At 30.9% G+C, this 16,948-nt stretch carries 14 protein-coding genes; 13 read left to right on the top strand and 1 reads right to left on the bottom strand.

Annotated elements, in window-relative coordinates:
- Nucleotides 1–10: 10 nt before the first annotated feature.
- The 6 genes from MKD34_RS04900 to MKD34_RS04875 all read left to right on the top strand — a co-directional run bounded on the left by MKD34_RS04900 (nucleotide 11) and on the right by MKD34_RS04875 (nucleotide 7,654).
- Nucleotides 11–1,531: a xylose ABC transporter ATP-binding protein gene (locus MKD34_RS04900; protein ID WP_240218485.1), complete on the top strand. Its 1,521-nt coding sequence runs from the start codon at nucleotides 11–13 to the stop codon at nucleotides 1,529–1,531.
- A 2-nt stretch (nucleotides 1,532–1,533) separates the two neighbouring features.
- On the top strand, nucleotides 1,534–2,709 hold the full coding sequence (locus MKD34_RS04895; protein WP_240218484.1) for a sugar ABC transporter permease: 1,176 nt from the start codon (nucleotides 1,534–1,536) through the stop codon (nucleotides 2,707–2,709).
- 12 nt (nucleotides 2,710–2,721) lie between these two features.
- Nucleotides 2,722–4,170, top strand: coding sequence for a xylulokinase (gene xylB / locus MKD34_RS04890; protein WP_240218482.1), 1,449 nt, complete (start codon nucleotides 2,722–2,724; stop codon nucleotides 4,168–4,170).
- A gap of 148 nt (nucleotides 4,171–4,318) precedes the next feature.
- On the top strand, nucleotides 4,319–6,082 hold the full coding sequence (locus MKD34_RS04885; protein WP_240218480.1) for a flavocytochrome c: 1,764 nt from the start codon (nucleotides 4,319–4,321) through the stop codon (nucleotides 6,080–6,082).
- A 122-nt stretch (nucleotides 6,083–6,204) separates the two neighbouring features.
- The gene (locus tag MKD34_RS04880) at nucleotides 6,205–6,990 is read left to right on the top strand and encodes a sulfite exporter TauE/SafE family protein (RefSeq protein ID WP_240218478.1); all 786 of its coding nucleotides are present in this window, start codon (nucleotides 6,205–6,207) and stop codon (nucleotides 6,988–6,990) included.
- A gap of 43 nt (nucleotides 6,991–7,033) precedes the next feature.
- Nucleotides 7,034–7,654 (top strand): DUF1847 domain-containing protein, encoded by a 621-nt coding sequence (locus tag MKD34_RS04875; protein WP_240218476.1) that lies wholly within the window; start codon nucleotides 7,034–7,036, stop codon nucleotides 7,652–7,654.
- Nucleotides 7,655–7,711: 57 nt separating this feature from the next.
- Here MKD34_RS04875 and yjeM read toward each other — a convergent pair whose 3' ends face one another.
- Nucleotides 7,712–9,250, bottom strand: coding sequence for a glutamate/gamma-aminobutyrate family transporter YjeM (yjeM, locus tag MKD34_RS04870; RefSeq protein ID WP_240218474.1), 1,539 nt, complete (start codon nucleotides 9,248–9,250; stop codon nucleotides 7,712–7,714).
- 156 nt (nucleotides 9,251–9,406) lie between these two features.
- Between yjeM and MKD34_RS04865 the strand changes: the two genes are divergently transcribed.
- The 7 genes from MKD34_RS04865 (at nucleotide 9,407) to MKD34_RS04835 (ending at nucleotide 16,894) form a co-directional block, all read left to right on the top strand.
- On the top strand, nucleotides 9,407–10,435 hold the full coding sequence (locus MKD34_RS04865; RefSeq protein WP_240218472.1) for a PTS transporter subunit IIC: 1,029 nt from the start codon (nucleotides 9,407–9,409) through the stop codon (nucleotides 10,433–10,435).
- Nucleotides 10,436–10,454: 19 nt separating this feature from the next.
- On the top strand, nucleotides 10,455–11,153 hold the full coding sequence (locus MKD34_RS04860; RefSeq protein WP_240218471.1) for a DUF554 domain-containing protein: 699 nt from the start codon (nucleotides 10,455–10,457) through the stop codon (nucleotides 11,151–11,153).
- 153 nt (nucleotides 11,154–11,306) lie between these two features.
- A complete protein-coding gene (locus MKD34_RS04855) occupies nucleotides 11,307–12,227 on the top strand; it encodes an ABC transporter permease (protein ID WP_240218469.1) in 921 nt (306 codons plus the stop codon).
- Nucleotides 12,228–12,236: 9 nt separating this feature from the next.
- On the top strand, nucleotides 12,237–13,247 hold the full coding sequence (locus MKD34_RS04850) for an ABC transporter permease (RefSeq protein ID WP_240218467.1): 1,011 nt from the start codon (nucleotides 12,237–12,239) through the stop codon (nucleotides 13,245–13,247).
- A gap of 2 nt (nucleotides 13,248–13,249) precedes the next feature.
- A complete protein-coding gene (locus MKD34_RS04845) occupies nucleotides 13,250–14,242 on the top strand; it encodes an ABC transporter ATP-binding protein (RefSeq protein WP_023050855.1) in 993 nt (330 codons plus the stop codon).
- 9 nt (nucleotides 14,243–14,251) lie between these two features.
- Complete coding sequence (locus tag MKD34_RS04840; protein ID WP_240218465.1) at nucleotides 14,252–15,232, top strand: ABC transporter ATP-binding protein; 981 nt, start codon at nucleotides 14,252–14,254, stop codon at nucleotides 15,230–15,232.
- Between the two features lie 12 nt (nucleotides 15,233–15,244).
- Nucleotides 15,245–16,894 (top strand): peptide ABC transporter substrate-binding protein, encoded by a 1,650-nt coding sequence (locus MKD34_RS04835; RefSeq protein WP_240218463.1) that lies wholly within the window; start codon nucleotides 15,245–15,247, stop codon nucleotides 16,892–16,894.
- Nucleotides 16,895–16,948: the final 54 nt, after the last annotated feature.

The following is a 16,948-nucleotide window of genomic DNA, read 5'->3' as shown; positions in this document are numbered from 1 at the left end:
AGTGATAACCTTGAAAAAAAATATATTAGAAATGAAAAATATAACTAAGGAGTTTTCAGGGGTTAAAGCTCTAGATAATTTAAGTCTAGCTGTAAGAGAGGGAGAAATTCTCTCTCTTTGCGGTGAAAATGGAGCTGGAAAATCAACCTTAATGAAGGTTTTGAGTGGTATTTATCCTTATGGTACCTTTACAGGAGAAATTTTATTTAATGGAAATAAAATAAAAAATAATAGTATAAGGGATTCTGAAAATTTAGGAATTGCGATAATACATCAAGAGTTAAATTTGATACAAGAATTAAGTATAGTGGAAAATATGTTTTTAGGAAATTTTAAATCTAAATATGGATTGATGAGTTTTAATGAAATGTGTAAAGAAGCAAAAAAAGTTTTAGAAAAACTTAATTTATATAAAGATCCTAATACTAAAATAAAAGATTTAGGAATAGGAGAACAACAATTAGTTGAAATTGGAAAGGCATTGTTAAAAAATGTAAAGTTATTAATTTTAGATGAGCCAACTGCTCCTTTAACAGATAAAGAGGTTACAATACTTTTTGAAATTTTAAAAGATTTAAGAAAAAATGGTGTTACGTGTATATATATAAGCCATAAATTAAACGAAGTTATGGAGCTATCAAATCAAGTAGCTGTAATTAGAGATGGGAAAATGATTGGAACTAAAGATAAAGATGATTTGACAAAAGAAAATATTATAAAAATGATGGTAGGAAGAGAGTTAGGAAGTTTATTTCCATATGAATCTCATGAAATAGGAGAGCCTATTTTAGAAGTGAAAAATTTTAATGTTTATGAAAATTTTTCTTCAAATAAATTTAGAGTTAAAAATGCAAATTTTGATTTAAGAAAAGGAGAAATTCTAGGAATAGCAGGACTTATAGGTGCTGGAAGAACGGAGTTAGTATCAAGTATTTATGGTGCTTATAAAGGTAAATATTGTGGTGAAATAAAGTATTTTGGAAAAAATATTGAAATAAAAAGTACAAATGAAGCAGTTAAGCTTGGAATTGCAATGGTTCCAGAGAATAGAAAAAAGGATGGAATAGTAGGGTTACTTTCTGTAAGAGAAAATATGAGTTTATCAAATATAAGAAATTATAGTTTATATAATTTTTTTATAAAAGAAAATAAAGAGCTTTCAGATATAGTTAAAATGACAAAAAATATGAAGGTTAAAACACCAAGTTTAGATATAGCAATTAGCAGTTTAAGTGGGGGTAATCAACAAAAAGTTGTCATAGGAAAAAATTTATTAATTGAACCTAAAGTTTTGATATTAGATGAACCAACTAGAGGAATAGATGTAGGTGCTAGATATGAGATATATAAATATATATTTCAGTTGGTAAAAAGTGGAATATCGATAATTGTTATTTCGTCAGAATTACCAGAAGTTTTAGGTTTAAGTGATAGAGTTTTAGTTATGCATGAAGGAGAGATAAAAGGGATTTTAGATAATCAAGATTTAACGCAAGAGAAAATAATGGAAATAGCAATAGGAAGGAGTTAAATATGAATGACACAATGCAAGTAGAAGGGAAAATTTTAAAGAATAAAAAAAGTTTTTTAAAAAATATATTGAGTCAAAATATATTCATGATTATATTATCAATTGTTTTCATATGGATTGTTTTTTCTTTTTTTACTGATGGAAAATTTTTAACAGCTAGAAATATTTCAAACTTATTTAGGCAAATGTCTATAACTGGGATGATATCAATAGGTATGATTTTTGTTATTATTTCAAATGAAATAGATCTATCCGCTGGATCTGCAATGGCTTTATTAGGTGGGATTGCAGCAATATTGAATGTAAAATTAGGTCTTGGAGTAGTTCCTGTTGTTATTATAACTTTATTGTTGGGAATGTTAATTGGTATTTGGAATGGATTTTGGGTATCTTTAAAAATTCCATCTTTTATAGTAACTTTGGCTGGAATGTTAGCTTTTAGAGGAATTCTAGTTGGTATAACAGGAGGAAGAACAATTGCACCTGTAAGTTCCTCTTTTAAATTAATTGGACAAAGCTATATACCTAATTTTGTAAGTTATATTATAATACTTATCTTGATCAGTTTCATGATATTCTCTAGTATATTAGATAGAAAAAATAAAATAGAAAATGAACTTGAAGTAGAATCTGAAACAAATATGTATATAAGAATACTTTGGAAATCACTGTTGATGTTAACAGGAGTATTTCTTTTAAATCAATATTATGGAGTCCCAACTCCCGTAATGATTTTGATAATATTTATAGCAATTTTCTCATTTATAGCTAAAAAAACAGTTTTCGGAAGATTGATGTATGCAGTAGGTGGAAATAAAGAAGCTGTAAGGCTTTCAGGTATAAATGTTGATAGAGTAAAAATTTCTATATATGTTGTTCATGGTATATTAGTAGCAATAGCTGGGTTAATATTAACTTCTAGACTTGCTGCAGCATCAGTTTCAGCAGGAACAAATGCAGAATTAGATGCAATAGCTGCATGTTATATAGGAGGAGCAAGTACTTCAGGAGGAGTAGGAACAGTTTTAGGTGCAATTTTAGGTGCTTTAGTTATGGCAAGTTTAGATAATGGAATGAGCATGATGAATGTAGAGCCTTCATGGCAATATGTTGTAAAAGGATTAATTTTACTTTTGGCAGTTTTATTTGACATTTTAAGTAAAAGAAAAAAGGGATAGGAGGGCTTAATTGTGTATATAGGAATAGATTTGGGAACATCATCAGTAAAGCTTCTTTTACTTGATGATAAAGGAAAAATAAAAAAAGAAGTTAGCAAAGAATACCCATTATACTATCCTCAAGAGAATTGGAGTGAGCAAAATCCAGAGGAGTGGTATGATAAAACTTTTGAAGGACTAAAAGAATTAGTGATGGGGTATGAGAACGAGGTAAAAGCAATTAGTTTTAGTGGGCAGATGCATGGACTTGTTTTATTAGATAAGGAAGATAAGATTATACGTCCAGCAATATTATGGTGCGACCAAAGAACGTCTTTAGAGTGTAATGAAATAAATAGTTATTTTAATAAGGACATTTTAAAGTTAACAGGAAATGTTGCTTTAACAGGATTTACGGCTCCAAAAATTCTTTGGGTAAAAAAAAATGAGCCAGAAAATTTTAAAAAAATAAAGAAAATTCTCTTACCAAAAGATTATTTAGCATTTAAATTAAGTGGAATATATAGTACGGATATGTCTGATGCATCAGGGATGTTACTACTAGATGTAAAAAATAGAAGATGGTCTGAAAAGGTATTAGATTTTTTAGAGATAAAAGAATCTCAGTTACCTAAATTGTTTGAATCTTATGAAGTTGTAGGAACTTTAAAAGAGGATTTGAAAAATAGGTTAAGTTTAAAAAATGATATTAAAATAGTCGCAGGAGGTGGAGATCAAGCTGTCGGAGCAATAGGAGTAGGAGCAGTTAAAGAAGGAGTTTTATCTGTTGCCTTAGGAACTTCAGGCGTAGTTTTTGCAAGTAGCTCCAAGTGTGTTGTAGATAAAGAGGGAAGATTGCACTCATTTTGTCATGGGAATGGTGAATACCATCAAATGGGAGTGATGTTATCAGCAGCAGCATCTTTAAAGTGGTGGGTTGAAGATATTGAAAATACCAAAGATTACAATAAACTTTTATTAGAAGCAGAAGAAGCAAACTTTGATAAAAATTTACATTTTCTTCCATATTTAATGGGAGAAAGAACTCCTCACAATAATCCTTTTGCAAGAGGATCATTAACAGGATTAAATATTCAACATAAAAGAGGAGATATAACTAGAGCGATATTAGAAGGAATAACTTTTGGTTTGAAAGATACCTTGGAAATAATTAAAGATATGAATATTGATATAAGAAGTGTTAGAGTAAGTGGCGGTGGAGCTAAAAGTGAATTTTGGCAACAGATAATTGCGAACATTTTTGAAGTGGATGTAGATGTAGTGAACTCAACTGAAGGGCCAGCTTATGGTGCAGGGATACTTGCTATGGTAGGAGATGGAATATATAAAGATGTGAATACGGCATGTTCTAGTTTAGTAAAGGTTATGAGCTCAAAAACTCCAAATAAAATAGTAGAAAGTAAATATAGAGAAAAATATGAATTATTTAAAAAGTTATATCCAATACTAAATAATAATTAATTAAAAATTTTAAGGTAATATATCTAGTATATATTACTTTTTTTTTATATTTAAAAATTATAAGTTTAAAAAAACGATAAAATGTTGTTTTTTAGAAGCAAATATATTATTATTAAATATACTAGTATAGATACGGAGGAGTTTTTAAATGAAAAAAAGATTATTATTACTATCATTGATGGTAGTTATGGGGAATCTAAGTATGGGAGAAAATTTTAAAGAAGGGACATACTTAGGAAGTGCAAATGGATATAAAGGTGAGATAAAAGTAGAGGTAAAGCTCTCTAAAGATAAAATAGAGGATGTAAAAGTAATTTCAAATACAGATACACCAATAATATCAGAGGCACCTGCAAATATTATTCCTAAAAAAGTTTTGCAGACACAAGGACTTGGAGTAGATGCAGTTGCTGGTGCAACAGGTACAAGTAGAGGGATTATTGCAGCTATAAATAATGCAATAAAATCATCGGGGTATAAAAAAGACTTAAGAAGAGTGAAAGAGGTAAAAGAAAAATTTACTGATAAAGTGATAGAACATAAAGAGGATGTTGTTGTTATTGGAGCTGGTGGAGCTGGTTTAATTGCAGCGATAGAAGCAAAACTAAATGGAGCTAATGTTACTGTTATAGAGAAAATGGCTTTTCCTGGAGGAAATACACTTATTTCAGGAGCGGAGTATGCAGCACCAGAGAACTGGGTACAAAAGAAAGAGGGATTAAAGGATAGTAAAGATCAATTTTTTAATGACACAATGAAGGGTGGGGATAACGAAAGTAATCCTAATCTTGTAAGAGTTTTAGCTGATAATGCATTAAATGGAGCTGTGTGGTTAAAAGATTATGTAAATGTTGTATTTGAAGATAGACAGATGTTTTTTGGTGGACATTCAATTAAAAGAAGTTTAGTTCCAAATGGAGCAAGTGGAGTAGAGGTTATTGGAAAATTAATGACAAAAGCAAAAGAGTTAGGAATTCCAGTTTATTTAGAGATGAATGCAGTGGAATTAATAACAGAAGGAAATAGAGTTGTTGGAGTAAAAGCTTTAACACCAACAGAGACACATAACTTTATGGGAAAAAATGGAGTAATTATAGCAAGTGGTGGATTTGGTTCAAATATAGAGATGAGAAAAAAACATGATCCAAGAATGGATGAAAAAATTCTTTCTACTAATACGACTGGAATAACTGGTGATGGAATTGTAATGGGAGAAAAAGTTGGAGCAGCGACAACGGACATGGAGTTTATTCAAACTTATCCTGTTTGTGATCCAGAAAATGGGGCGCTTCTTTATACAGGAGATGTAAGATTAGCCGGAAGTGCAATTTTAGTTAATAAAGAGGGAAAACGTTTTGTTGAGGAGTTAGATAGAAGAGATGTGATATCTTTTGCTATAACAAAACAAACTGGTGGAGTAGGATATCTGTTCTGGGATCAAGCTCAACTGGATAAAACAGAAGTAGCGATTCATCATAAAGGAGAATATGAAGCACTACTAAGAAGGGGAATCCTAGTAAAGGCAGATACTATTGATGAAGCAGCTAAACATTTTGGAATAAATGCAAAAGAACTGAAAACTACTGTTGAAAAATATAATGAATATGCTAAAAATGGAAAGGATTTAGAGTTTAATAAAAGAGGGGGACTTGTAGCTTTTACAGAGGGTCCATATTATATTCTAAAAAATACTCCAGCAATTCATCATACAATGGGAGGATTAGTAATTGACTCAAAAGGTAGAGTTTTAGATAAAAATGGAAATCCAATAGAGGGGTTATTTGCAGCTGGAGAGGTTACAGGAGATATCCATGGAAAAAATCGTTTAGGAAGTAATGCTATTACAGATATTACAGTATTTGGAAAAATCTCAGGAGAAAGTGCAGCTAAAAATTTACAAAAAGTGAATTAAAAAAGCTGCTAAAGATTAAAAAATAAACAAAATAAATAATACAAAAACATTGTGTTGACGTATAAGTCAAAAATCAGATAAAATTGAACAAAGCAAAAATAAAATAGTACGAGGGGAGTAGTATGGAAATATTATATTTTGTAGTTTGTCTTGGGGCATCAATTTTAGGAGCTATAAGTGGAATTGGAGGAGGAGTTATTATTAAACCAATTCTTGATGCTTTGGGAACAATGCAGGTATCGACAATTAGCTTTTTATCAGGATGTACTGTACTTGGAATGACAACAATGACATTATATCGTAATAGTAAAGCTGGGGTAAGGCCTGAGAAAAAAAGAGGAACACCTTTAGCTATTGGGGCAGCTATTGGAGGTCTTTTAGGAAAGCAGTTGTTTGATTGGGTGAGAGTTGTAAGTGGAGATCCAAATATGGCTGGAGCGGTTCAATCTTTTGTTTTAGCAGCAGTTACAGTTGGTGTATTAATATTCACTATTCAAAAATCTAAAATTACACCTTTTAATATAGAAAATACAACAGTATCTCTAGGAATTGGATTTCTTTTAGGAGCATTATCTGCATTTTTAGGTATTGGAGGAGGACCAATTAACTTAATGATTTTATATCTATGTTTTGGTTTAAACTCAAAAGAGGCAGCAATAAACTCTATCTACATAATATTGTTTTCACAGGGAGTAAGTGTAGCTCAAACAATTTTTAAAGGGATACCTGAATTTGTTTGGCTAGCATTTGTAATGATGGTTGCAGGAGGAGTAATAGGAGGTACAGTTGGTCCTATAATTTCAAAAAAACTTTCATTAAAAGGTGTGGACAAAATATATTTATGTATGGTTGTAGGAATAATTTTGATTAGTATTTATAACGGAATGAGTTATCTAGGAGTTTTATAAGTATTAAAAATAAAAACAAAAACAATGAGTTAGGAGAGAGAAAATGAGTATTTGTGCAAAATGTATGACAAGAGGTTGTTTATCAAAAGATCAAGAGAAAATGCCAAAGGTATTTTGCCCTAGTAGAAATGAAGAGATGCAAAATAGAGCAAAAGATCTACATGTAGGAGATGATTTAACAATTGCAGTTCAGTCAGCACTTGTTGAAGCAGAAGGAAATACAAACTGGACTCGTGTACAAGAAACTATAGCTTTTGCAAAAAAATGTGGATATGAGCGTATAGGATTAGCTTTCTGCACAGGTCTTCACGAAGAAGCTAAAACTTTCGTAAAGATATTAGAGCATCACGGATTAAAAGTAGTTTCTGTAATTTGTAAAAATGGAGCTATCTTAAAAGGATTTTTAGGAATACCTCAAGAGGAAAAAGAAACTTACGTAAAAAATGATATTATGTGTAATCCTATTGGACAAGCTTTACATTTAAATGAAGAGCAAACAGATTTAAATATTTTATTTGGTCTTTGTGTAGGACACGACACATTATTTATAAAACATTCAGAAGCACCAGTGACTGTATTTGCAGTAAAAGATAGAGTGTTATGTCATAATCCAGTGGCAGCGATATATCAAGCAGATGCATACTATAAGAAAAAACTATTTTAATATAAAAAATAAGGTATCTTGAAATTATCAAGATACCTTTTAATTTATAAAATAATATTATTTTTTTCTTTTTTTCTCATAGTGATGAACGATTAAGTATGAAATTATTGAGAAAATAACTGGTCCAATAATAAACTCATCATATACACCAGGAATATTTATTCCAAAAATTCCAACATCTGAGCCATTTAAATCCATAACTGAGAATATATTTGCAAAAGTAACAACTAAAGTTACTACCCATCCAGCAAAAATACCAAAACTTTTATTTTTTGATAAAACTTGGAAAGGTTTTTCAATACTATCATTATTTAAGAATCTAATATAAGCGTATGAGATAAAAATATATGGTAATGTCATAGCAATGTTAGTCATTCCTTGTAAAGTTGCAAAGAATTTAGATGCTCCAGATCCACCGAAAGCTACAAGTGCAATCATAACAACAACGAAAACAGCTTGCATAGTTAAAGCTTTTTTAGGCGTTCTAGTAACAGGGTCATCAGATCCAATTCCATATGGCCATAACTCTTCAGGTGTTCCATCAATCATCTGTTTTAATGGCGCATAAACTAGTGTAAAGAAGGCACCAACATATGCAAAGAACATTCCAAATCCAGCAAATCTAGCGAATAAAACTTTTAAGATTTCAGGGTTACTCATATTAAATATTTTTCCAATAGTAAGTCCAAGTTGTCCAACAATAACATAAGTAACAGTTGCATAATTAACAATTGCTTCACCATTTACATCAGTAGCTCCCATAATATCAGCCCAGTTTGTAAATGTTCCAACTAAAAATACTCCAATAGCATATCCAATAGAGATAATTGCTCCAGCAAAAGTTAATCCACCAATATATGATTTTTTATCTTTTACATTATCAACTAATCCACCAGATGCTTCCATTCCACCAAAAGCAAAGATTGAATAAACTAGAAATCCTAATGAAGCAACAGGAGTTGCAAAGTTAGGATTAGGTGAAGTAAATAGATTAAAGCTAGTTTCTCCAAAAGTCAATCCTTTAGTTAAAAGAACTAAAATTCCTCCAATAAATAGAAGAATATTTAAAGCTATAACAGCAATTCCACCGATTGATGCAACCTTTGAAATTCCTTTAATACCCTTTATAGCCACATAAGTAGTGTAAATCATGAATATAATTCCAATAATTCCGAAAAACTGAGATGATTTTAATCCTGTCCATGCCATAACGTTAGCATCTGTAAAAATATTTTTACCAAAGATACCAAATGATAGAGGAATCCACATATTAGTTGCTTTTCCAACCATCCATACAACATAAGATATCCACCACATGAAAATTCCAGTGAATGCCCATTTAATACCCACAGATTTTTCCATCCAAGTGTATATTCCACCATGGTCATCTTTAAAAGCTTGTGCCATCTCTGCAATAATTAGAGAGAATGGAATAAAGTATAAAACTGCTGATAAGAGGAAATAAGGTATCGCAGAGTATCCCATATTGAAAAAGGATAGGGCGATATTAGCGAATCCATAAACCGATGTGAAAATCATCAATGCAAGAGCTGTCATTCCCATTTTGTTCTGATCTGTTTTTGTATGATTACTCATAAATGTCCTCCTTAAATAATAAAGTGATATATTATTTTAGCATTGAAAAATATAAGGTGTCAAACAAGTCAGAAATATAGAGGGATTATGGAGAGAAAAGTTCTGATATGGTTAAAAAATGACATTTTTAGGTTTGTTGTGATATAATATACCATTATGAAGATACGTGAATTTTTAAAAAGAAAAGATGTAGAATTATCAGGGAGAAAATATTTTGTAGATGCACTGGGGGCCATGGCTCTAGGGATGTTTTCAACTTTAATAACAGGATCAATTTTAAATATGCTAGGGCAACAATTAAACATAAAATTTTTAACAGAAATTATATGGCCTATTGCGAGAGATATTACTGGAGCTGGAATAGGAGTAGCTATAGCATATAGTTTAAAAGCACCTCCTTTAGTTTTGTTTTCATCGACTTTTACAGGCATGATTGGATACTCTTTAGGAGGACCTGTTGGAGCATATATAGCATCACTTATTGGAGCAGAATTTGGAAAAATTATTTCAAAAGAAACAAAGTTAGATATAGTTTTGACACCAGCAGTAACAATTTTAATAGGAGGATTAGTAGGAACAAGTGTTGGACCAATTTTAGGAAAATTAATGACTGGAATAGGATTTTTAGTTATGGAATCAACAGAGTTACACCCATTTTTTATGGGAATATTGATATCTGTATTTATGGGAATGGCTTTAACTTTACCAATTAGTAGCGCTGCTATAGCAATGATGTTGAAGCTAGAAGGACTCGCAGCTGGAGCGGCAACACTGGGGTGTTGTACTCAAATGGTTGGCTTTGCAGTGACAAGTTTTAAAGAGAATGGTTGGGGAGGATTAGTAGCTCAAGGATTTGGAACATCGATGCTTCAATTTTCAAATATAGTTAAAAACTGGAGAATTTGGATACCACAAATATTAGCGTCAATTATTTTAAGTCCACTTGTAACAATAGTTTTTAAAATGGAAAATAGTTTTGCAGGAGCAGGAATGGGAACTAGTGGATTAGTAGGAGTACTCGAAAGTTATATAACTATGAATAAAATTGGAAGAGGAGGAGTGGAAACTATTATTTTGATAATCACTCTTTATATTTTACTTCCAGGTGTGGTAACATACTTGATATCAATTTTTCTTAGAAAAAGAGAGCTTATAAAAGATGGGGATATGAAAATAGAAAATTAGAATAAAGGGGAGTGATAAGATGCTAGGAGTAATAGTTAATACCTTAGCTGTAATTATTGGTAGTTTTATAGGTTTAATTTTTAAAAGTAAAATTTCAGAAAAATTTACTAACTCTATTATGATAGGAATTGGGTTATGTACTCTATCAATAGGAATTTCTGGAACTTTAAAAGGTGAAAATCCATTGGTTTTAATAGGATCAATTATACTAGGGGTGATTATAGGAGAGGGAACTGATTTAAATAAAAAAATTCAAAATGTAGGAGAATATTTTGAAAGAAAAGTAAAAAAAGATGAAAATTCTAAAGTTTCAGTAACTCAGGGATTTGTTACTGGAAGTCTTTTGTTTTGTATAGGAGCTATGACTATTGTTGGTTCGTTGAATGCAGGATTAACTGGAGATAATCAAATGTTATATACAAAATCATTTTTAGATTTAATATCATCGACAATGTTAGCAGCAACACTTGGAATAGGAGTATTATTCTCTTCGATATTTGTTTTTATTTTTCAAGGATTATTGGTAGGTTTAGCACAATACTTAGAACCAATTCTGACACAAAATACAATATCAGAAATAACAAGTGTAGGATCACTATTAATAATAGCGTTAGGATTAAATATAATTGGAATAACAAAAATAAAAGTTGCAAATTATCTTCCTGCAATATTAATTGTTCCGATACTAACATTTTTTATAAAAGTTATAGGATTATAAATTAAAAAACTTTATCTATAAAAATTTAGATAAAGTTTTTTTTATACTTTAAAATAAAAAAAAGTTTTAAAAAAAATAAAAATAAAAAAATATTTGCAAAAAATAAAATAAAGATGTATAATCTTTTTAAATTTTTAATAGGGGGTAAAAAGAATGGTCCTATATATTTTAAAAAGAATTTTAACAACAATTTTTACACTTTTCTTAGTTATCACATTAACATTTTTTTTAATGAGACTCATGCCCGGAGGCCCTTTTGATGGGGAAAAGAATATACCTCCAAAAATCAAAGTAAAATTAGAAGAAAAATTTGGACTAGATAAACCTTTAGGTGAGCAATACATAGCTTATATAAAAGATTTATCAAAGGGAGATTTAGGACCTAGTATGAAAAGAGAGGGCCGAACAGTAAATTGGATAATAGGTTATTCATTTCCAACATCTGCAAAATTAGGTTTAGTCGCAGTGGTATTATCCCTAACTATTGGAATATCCTTAGGAATCTTAGCAGCACTGAATTTTAATAAATGGCCAGATTCTGTTTGCATGTTACTTTCCACATTTGGTGTAACTATTCCAAGTTTTGTAATAGGAGTTTTCTTAATGTATATTTTTGGAGTAAAACTAAAACTGTTTCCAATTGTTGGACTTAAAAGTTGGCAGTCCTATATTTTACCAAGTGTCGCTTTATCAGGTTATTCAATAGCTTTTATAGCAAGACTAACTAGGTCAAAGTTAATTGAGGTTATGAAATCAGATTATATAAGGACAGCAAGAGCAAAAGGGCTAAGCAGGGGAAGAATAATTATAAGACACGCTTTAAGAAACACTCTTATTCCAATAGTAACATATCTAGGACCATTAGTAGCAGGGATCTTAACTGGAAGTTTTGTTATTGAAAAAATATTTGCAATTCCAGGTTTAGGAAGTGAATTTGTAACAACGATAACAAATAGAGATTACACAGTTATTTTAGGAGTAACAATATTTTATAGTGCATTTTTAATGATTTGTAACCTTATTGTAGATCTACTTTATGTGGTTATTGATCCAAGAATTAAACTTGATAAATAGGGAGGAAGTATGGCTTACAAAAATATAGAAGTAGATTTTGCTAATTTTAGAGAAGAGATATTTTCTTCTAAAGCTGTAAAATATACCAATGTGGAAAATAAAGAGGAAAGTTCAGAATTAGATTTTACATTTGCTAGTGAAAATGAAAAAGTGAAAGAAGAAATAACTAGAAAAAGTTTTACTTTCGCTGAAGATGCTTGGAGAAAATTAAAACAAAATAAACTTTCAATAGTAGGATTAATATTTATTATACTGATAACAACTCTGGCTGTGGTAGTTCCAATTTTTTCAAAATATAGTATCTTTGAAACTAACTTAAGCATGACAAATAGATTTCCAAGTGCAGCTCATTGGTTTGGAACTGACCAACTAGGAAGAGATATTTTTGTGAGAGTTATGTATGGAGCACGTTACTCTTTAGCAATTGCATTTATAGCCTCTTTTTTAAATCTAATAATTGGGATTTTATATGGAGGAGTATCAGGGTATTTTGGAGGAAGAGTTGATACCTTCATGATGAGAGTTGTAGATATCATCTACTCTATTCCAATGACAATATATGTAATCTTAATTATGGTTACTTTTGAAAAAGGTGGATTTTTAAATATAGTTTTAGCACTAGCACTATCATACTGGATTGGAATGGCAAGAATAGTGAGAGGTGAGATTTTACAATTAAAACAACAAGAGTATATTTTAGCTGCTAGAACACTTGGAGCTTCAAATAGAAGAATACTTTTCAAGCATCTTTTACCAAATAGTATGAGTTCGATAATAGTTACATTAACTTTACAAATACCATCAGCAATTTTTACAGAAGCATTTTTAAGTTTTATAGGTTTAGGAATTACTCCACCAGCAGCTTCTTGGGGAACGCTAGCAAATGATGCATTAGGTGGATTTAGATTATATCCATATCAATTAGTATTTCCAACTTTAGCGATATGTTTAACAATATTGGCATTTAATCTATTAGGGGATGGATTAAGAGATGCATTAGATCCTAAGGTAAGGGGGTAGTTATGGAAAAATTATTAGAAGTAAAAAATTTAAGAACATCTTTTGATACACATCATGGAGAGGTACAATCAGTTAGGGGAGTGACCTTTGATCTTTTAAAGGGAGAGGTTTTAGGAGTAGTAGGGGAGTCAGGAAGTGGAAAAAGTATTACTATGATGAGTATAATGAAACTTCTTGAAGAGAATGGAAAAATAAAAGAGGGCGAAATAGTTTTTAAGGGGCAAAGAATTGATAATATAAATGAGAAGCAGATGAATAAAATTAGAGGAAATACAATGTCAATGATATTTCAAGATCCTATGACATCGTTAAACCTTTTGATTCCTATAGGAAAGCAAATAATGGAAACACTTATTGTTCATAAAGGGATGAGCAATAGCGAGGCTTTTGAAAAAGCTGTGGAACTTTTAGATGCGGTGGGGATTCCTATGGGAAGAGCTAGAATGAATCAGTATCCACATGAGTTTTCAGGTGGAATGAGACAAAGAGTCATGATAGCAATGGCACTAGCTTGTAGTCCAGAGTTACTTATAGCAGATGAACCAACAACAGCATTAGATGTAACAATACAAGCGCAAATTTTAGATTTAATGAGAAAGATAAAACAAACAATAAATACATCGATAATTTTGATAACTCATGATTTAGGTGTGGTAGCAGAGATGTGTGATCGTGTAAATGTTATGTATGGTGGAGTAATTGTAGAGCAAGGTTTGACAAGGGATATATTTTATAATACAAAACATCCATATACAGCAGGGCTTTTAAAAAGTGTACCAAATCCTGAAAGATTGGGAAAAGAGCCACTTAAACCAATAATGGGAACACCACCAGATCTTTTAAATCCTCCAAAAGGGTGTCCATTTTATCAGAGATGTGATTTTGCAATGAGAGCATGTAAGGAGAATATGCCACCACTTTTTAAAATTGATGAGAATCACAAATCAGCTTGTTGGTTAAATCATAAGGATGCACCTAAAGTAAGTATAAGGTAAGGAGGAGAGATGGGAGAAAATTTACTTGAAATAAAAGGCCTTTGTAAACATTTTAACTTAAAGAAAAGTATATTTGAAAAAAATAAAAAAGTTTTACATGCAGTTGATGATGTGACACTAGAGATAAAAAAAGGAGAAACACTTGGATTAGTAGGGGAATCTGGATGTGGAAAGACAACTTTAGGTAGGACAGTTGTAAGGTTATATGAACCTACTTCTGGTGAGATAGTATATGATAATAAAAATATAACTAACTTAAATTTTCAAGAGATGAAAAGTTTTAGAAGAAAGATTCAAATGATATTTCAAGATCCATATGCCTCTTTAAATCCGAGACAAACTATTGGAGATATAATAAAAGAACCAATGGAGATTCATAATTTATATGAAGAGAAAAATAGAGATAAAAAAGTTTTAGAGATACTAGAATTAGTGGGGCTAAACTCTTCACATATGAGTAGATATCCTCACGAGTTTTCAGGAGGACAAAGACAAAGAGTTGGAATAGCTAGAGCACTAGCTTGTGATCCGGAATTTATAGTTTGTGATGAACCAATATCAGCTTTAGATGTTTCAATTCAAGCTCAAATAATAAATACTTTAGAAGACTTACAAAAGAAATTAGGATTAACTTATCTTTTTATAGCTCATGATCTATCTATGGTAAAACATATTTCTGATAGAGTTGGAATAATGTATTTAGGAAAGTTAGTTGAGCTTTCAACAAGTGATGAAATTTATAATAATCCATTACATCCTTATACTGAAGCACTATTATCAGCTATACCAATACCAGATCCAGATATATCATCAAAAAAAGAAAGAATAATTTTAGAGGGAGATATACCAACTCCAATAAATCCAAAGGGTGGTTGCAGATTTAAAAGTAGATGCCCAAAAGCATTTGAAAAATGTGAAGAGATAGAACCTAAATTAGTAGAGGTTAGAGAGAATCACAAAGTTGCATGTCATTTATATACTAATATCTAAAAGGAGGAGTTTATGTTCGGGAGATTAAATGGAAAGAGTTTAGCAATAGCATCAGCGGTTTTATTTTTAGTTGCATGTGGTGGGAAAGATGAAGAGAAAAAAGCACAAGCTTCAGTAGAAAGTAAGAAAAATTCAATATCTTATAATTTAGGAACTGATCCAAGAACAATAGATCCACAACTAAATACAGCAGTAGATGGTTCAATTGTTTCATCTAACATATTCGAAGGGCTTTTCATGGAAGGGGATGATGGGAAGTTAGTTCCAGCAGCAGCGGAAAGTGTTGAAGTATCTCCTGATGGTAAGGTATATACTTTCAAACTGAAAGAGAATGGAAAATGGTCTGATGGAAAACCAGTAAAGGCACAGGATTTTGTTTACTCTTGGAAAAGAGGATTAACACCAGACACAGGAATGGAATACGCTTACATGTTATTTTATTTAAAAAATGGTGAAAAATTTTATAATGGAGAGGTTACAGAAGAGGAGATTGGAGTAAAAGCAATAGATGATAAAACTTTAGAGGTAACTTTAGAGAATGCTACGCCATATTTTTTATCTTTAACATCTCTACCATCATACTTTCCACTTAGAGAGGATGTTGTAAAAGATAATCCAGCATGGGCAATAGACGCTAAAACTTATATAGGAAATGGACCATTTAAAATTAAATCATGGAATCCTAAAGAAAGTATATTATTAGTTCCAAATGAAAATTATTGGGGAAAAAATGATGTTAAATTGGACGAATTAAGATTTGATATAATTGTGGATGATAAAACTTATTTGAATGCTTTTAAAGCGGGAGAAGTTGATATTATAGATGCACCACCAGCTAGTGAGATACCATCTCTTTTAGCTAGCGGAGAGGGAAAAATATATCCATATTTAGGAACATATTTTTATGTTGTAAATGTATCTGGAAATAATAGTAATCCAGAAGTAGTAAAGTTTTTAGGAAATCCAAAAGTGAGAAAAGCACTAGCATTAGGTTTAAATAAAAAACTTATTGTTGAAGAGGTTACAAAAGGTGGACAACTTCCAGCTAGAAGTTTTGTTTCAGAGGGGATAGTTGCTACAGATGGAAAAAACTTTACAGAGAATAGTGCATATTTACCTGGAGAGGGAGATGTTGAATTAGCTAAGAAGTTGATGGCAGAAGCTGGATATACAACACCAGAATCGATTCCTAAATTAACATTTACATTTAATACTGGAGATGGACATGCAATGGTGGCTCAAGCAGTTCAAGATATGTGGAAGAAAAATCTAGGTGTAGATGTAGATTTAAAAAATGAAGAGTGGGCAGTATTCCAAACAACTAGAAATAATAAAAATTATGATATTGCAAGACATGGTTGGATAGCTGATTATAACGATCCGATGAACTTCTTAGACCTTTGGGTAACTGGAGGAGGAAACAATGTTTCAGGATACTCTAATCCAGAGTATGATAATTTAATTAAGGAAGCTCAGAAGGAGAATGACCCAGAAAAGAGAACAGCACTACTTCATAAAGCTGAAAATATTCTAATGGATGATATGCCAATAATTCCACTTTATTATTATACAAGTGTTGTTGTTGCCAATCCAAAAGTAAAAGGATGGGTAAAATCACCTTTAGGAGGATATCATTTTAAAAAGGCTTATGTAGAAAATTAATAAATAATTCATAAAAGACTTCATCTATAATTAAGGTGAGGTCTTTTTTAATGA

The organism is Cetobacterium somerae, from assembly GCF_022430525.1.
Lineage (GTDB): Bacteria > Fusobacteriota > Fusobacteriia > Fusobacteriales > Fusobacteriaceae > Cetobacterium_A.
This window is presented reverse-complemented; position numbering and strand designations above follow the sequence as displayed.

Bases quoted from the DNA above. Each gene is read 5' to 3' on its own strand.
- MKD34_RS04885 (WP_240218480.1), top strand. From the start codon at position 4,319: ATGAAAAAAAGATTATTATTACTATCATTGATGGTAGTTATGGGGAAT.
- MKD34_RS04840 (WP_240218465.1), top strand. From the start codon at position 14,252: ATGGGAGAAAATTTACTTGAAATAAAAGGCCTTTGTAAACATTTTAAC.
- MKD34_RS04845 (WP_023050855.1), top strand. From the start codon at position 13,250: ATGGAAAAATTATTAGAAGTAAAAAATTTAAGAACATCTTTTGATACA.
- MKD34_RS04855 (WP_240218469.1), top strand. From the start codon at position 11,307: ATGGTCCTATATATTTTAAAAAGAATTTTAACAACAATTTTTACACTT.
- yjeM (WP_240218474.1), bottom strand. From the start codon at position 9,250: ATGAGTAATCATACAAAAACAGATCAGAACAAAATGGGAATGACAGCT.
- MKD34_RS04835 (WP_240218463.1), top strand. From the start codon at position 15,245: ATGTTCGGGAGATTAAATGGAAAGAGTTTAGCAATAGCATCAGCGGTT.
- MKD34_RS04865 (WP_240218472.1), top strand. From the start codon at position 9,407: ATGAAGATACGTGAATTTTTAAAAAGAAAAGATGTAGAATTATCAGGG.
- MKD34_RS04880 (WP_240218478.1), top strand. From the start codon at position 6,205: ATGGAAATATTATATTTTGTAGTTTGTCTTGGGGCATCAATTTTAGGA.
- MKD34_RS04875 (WP_240218476.1), top strand. From the start codon at position 7,034: ATGAGTATTTGTGCAAAATGTATGACAAGAGGTTGTTTATCAAAAGAT.
- MKD34_RS04860 (WP_240218471.1), top strand. From the start codon at position 10,455: ATGCTAGGAGTAATAGTTAATACCTTAGCTGTAATTATTGGTAGTTTT.
- MKD34_RS04895 (WP_240218484.1), top strand. From the start codon at position 1,534: ATGAATGACACAATGCAAGTAGAAGGGAAAATTTTAAAGAATAAAAAA.
- MKD34_RS04850 (WP_240218467.1), top strand. From the start codon at position 12,237: ATGGCTTACAAAAATATAGAAGTAGATTTTGCTAATTTTAGAGAAGAG.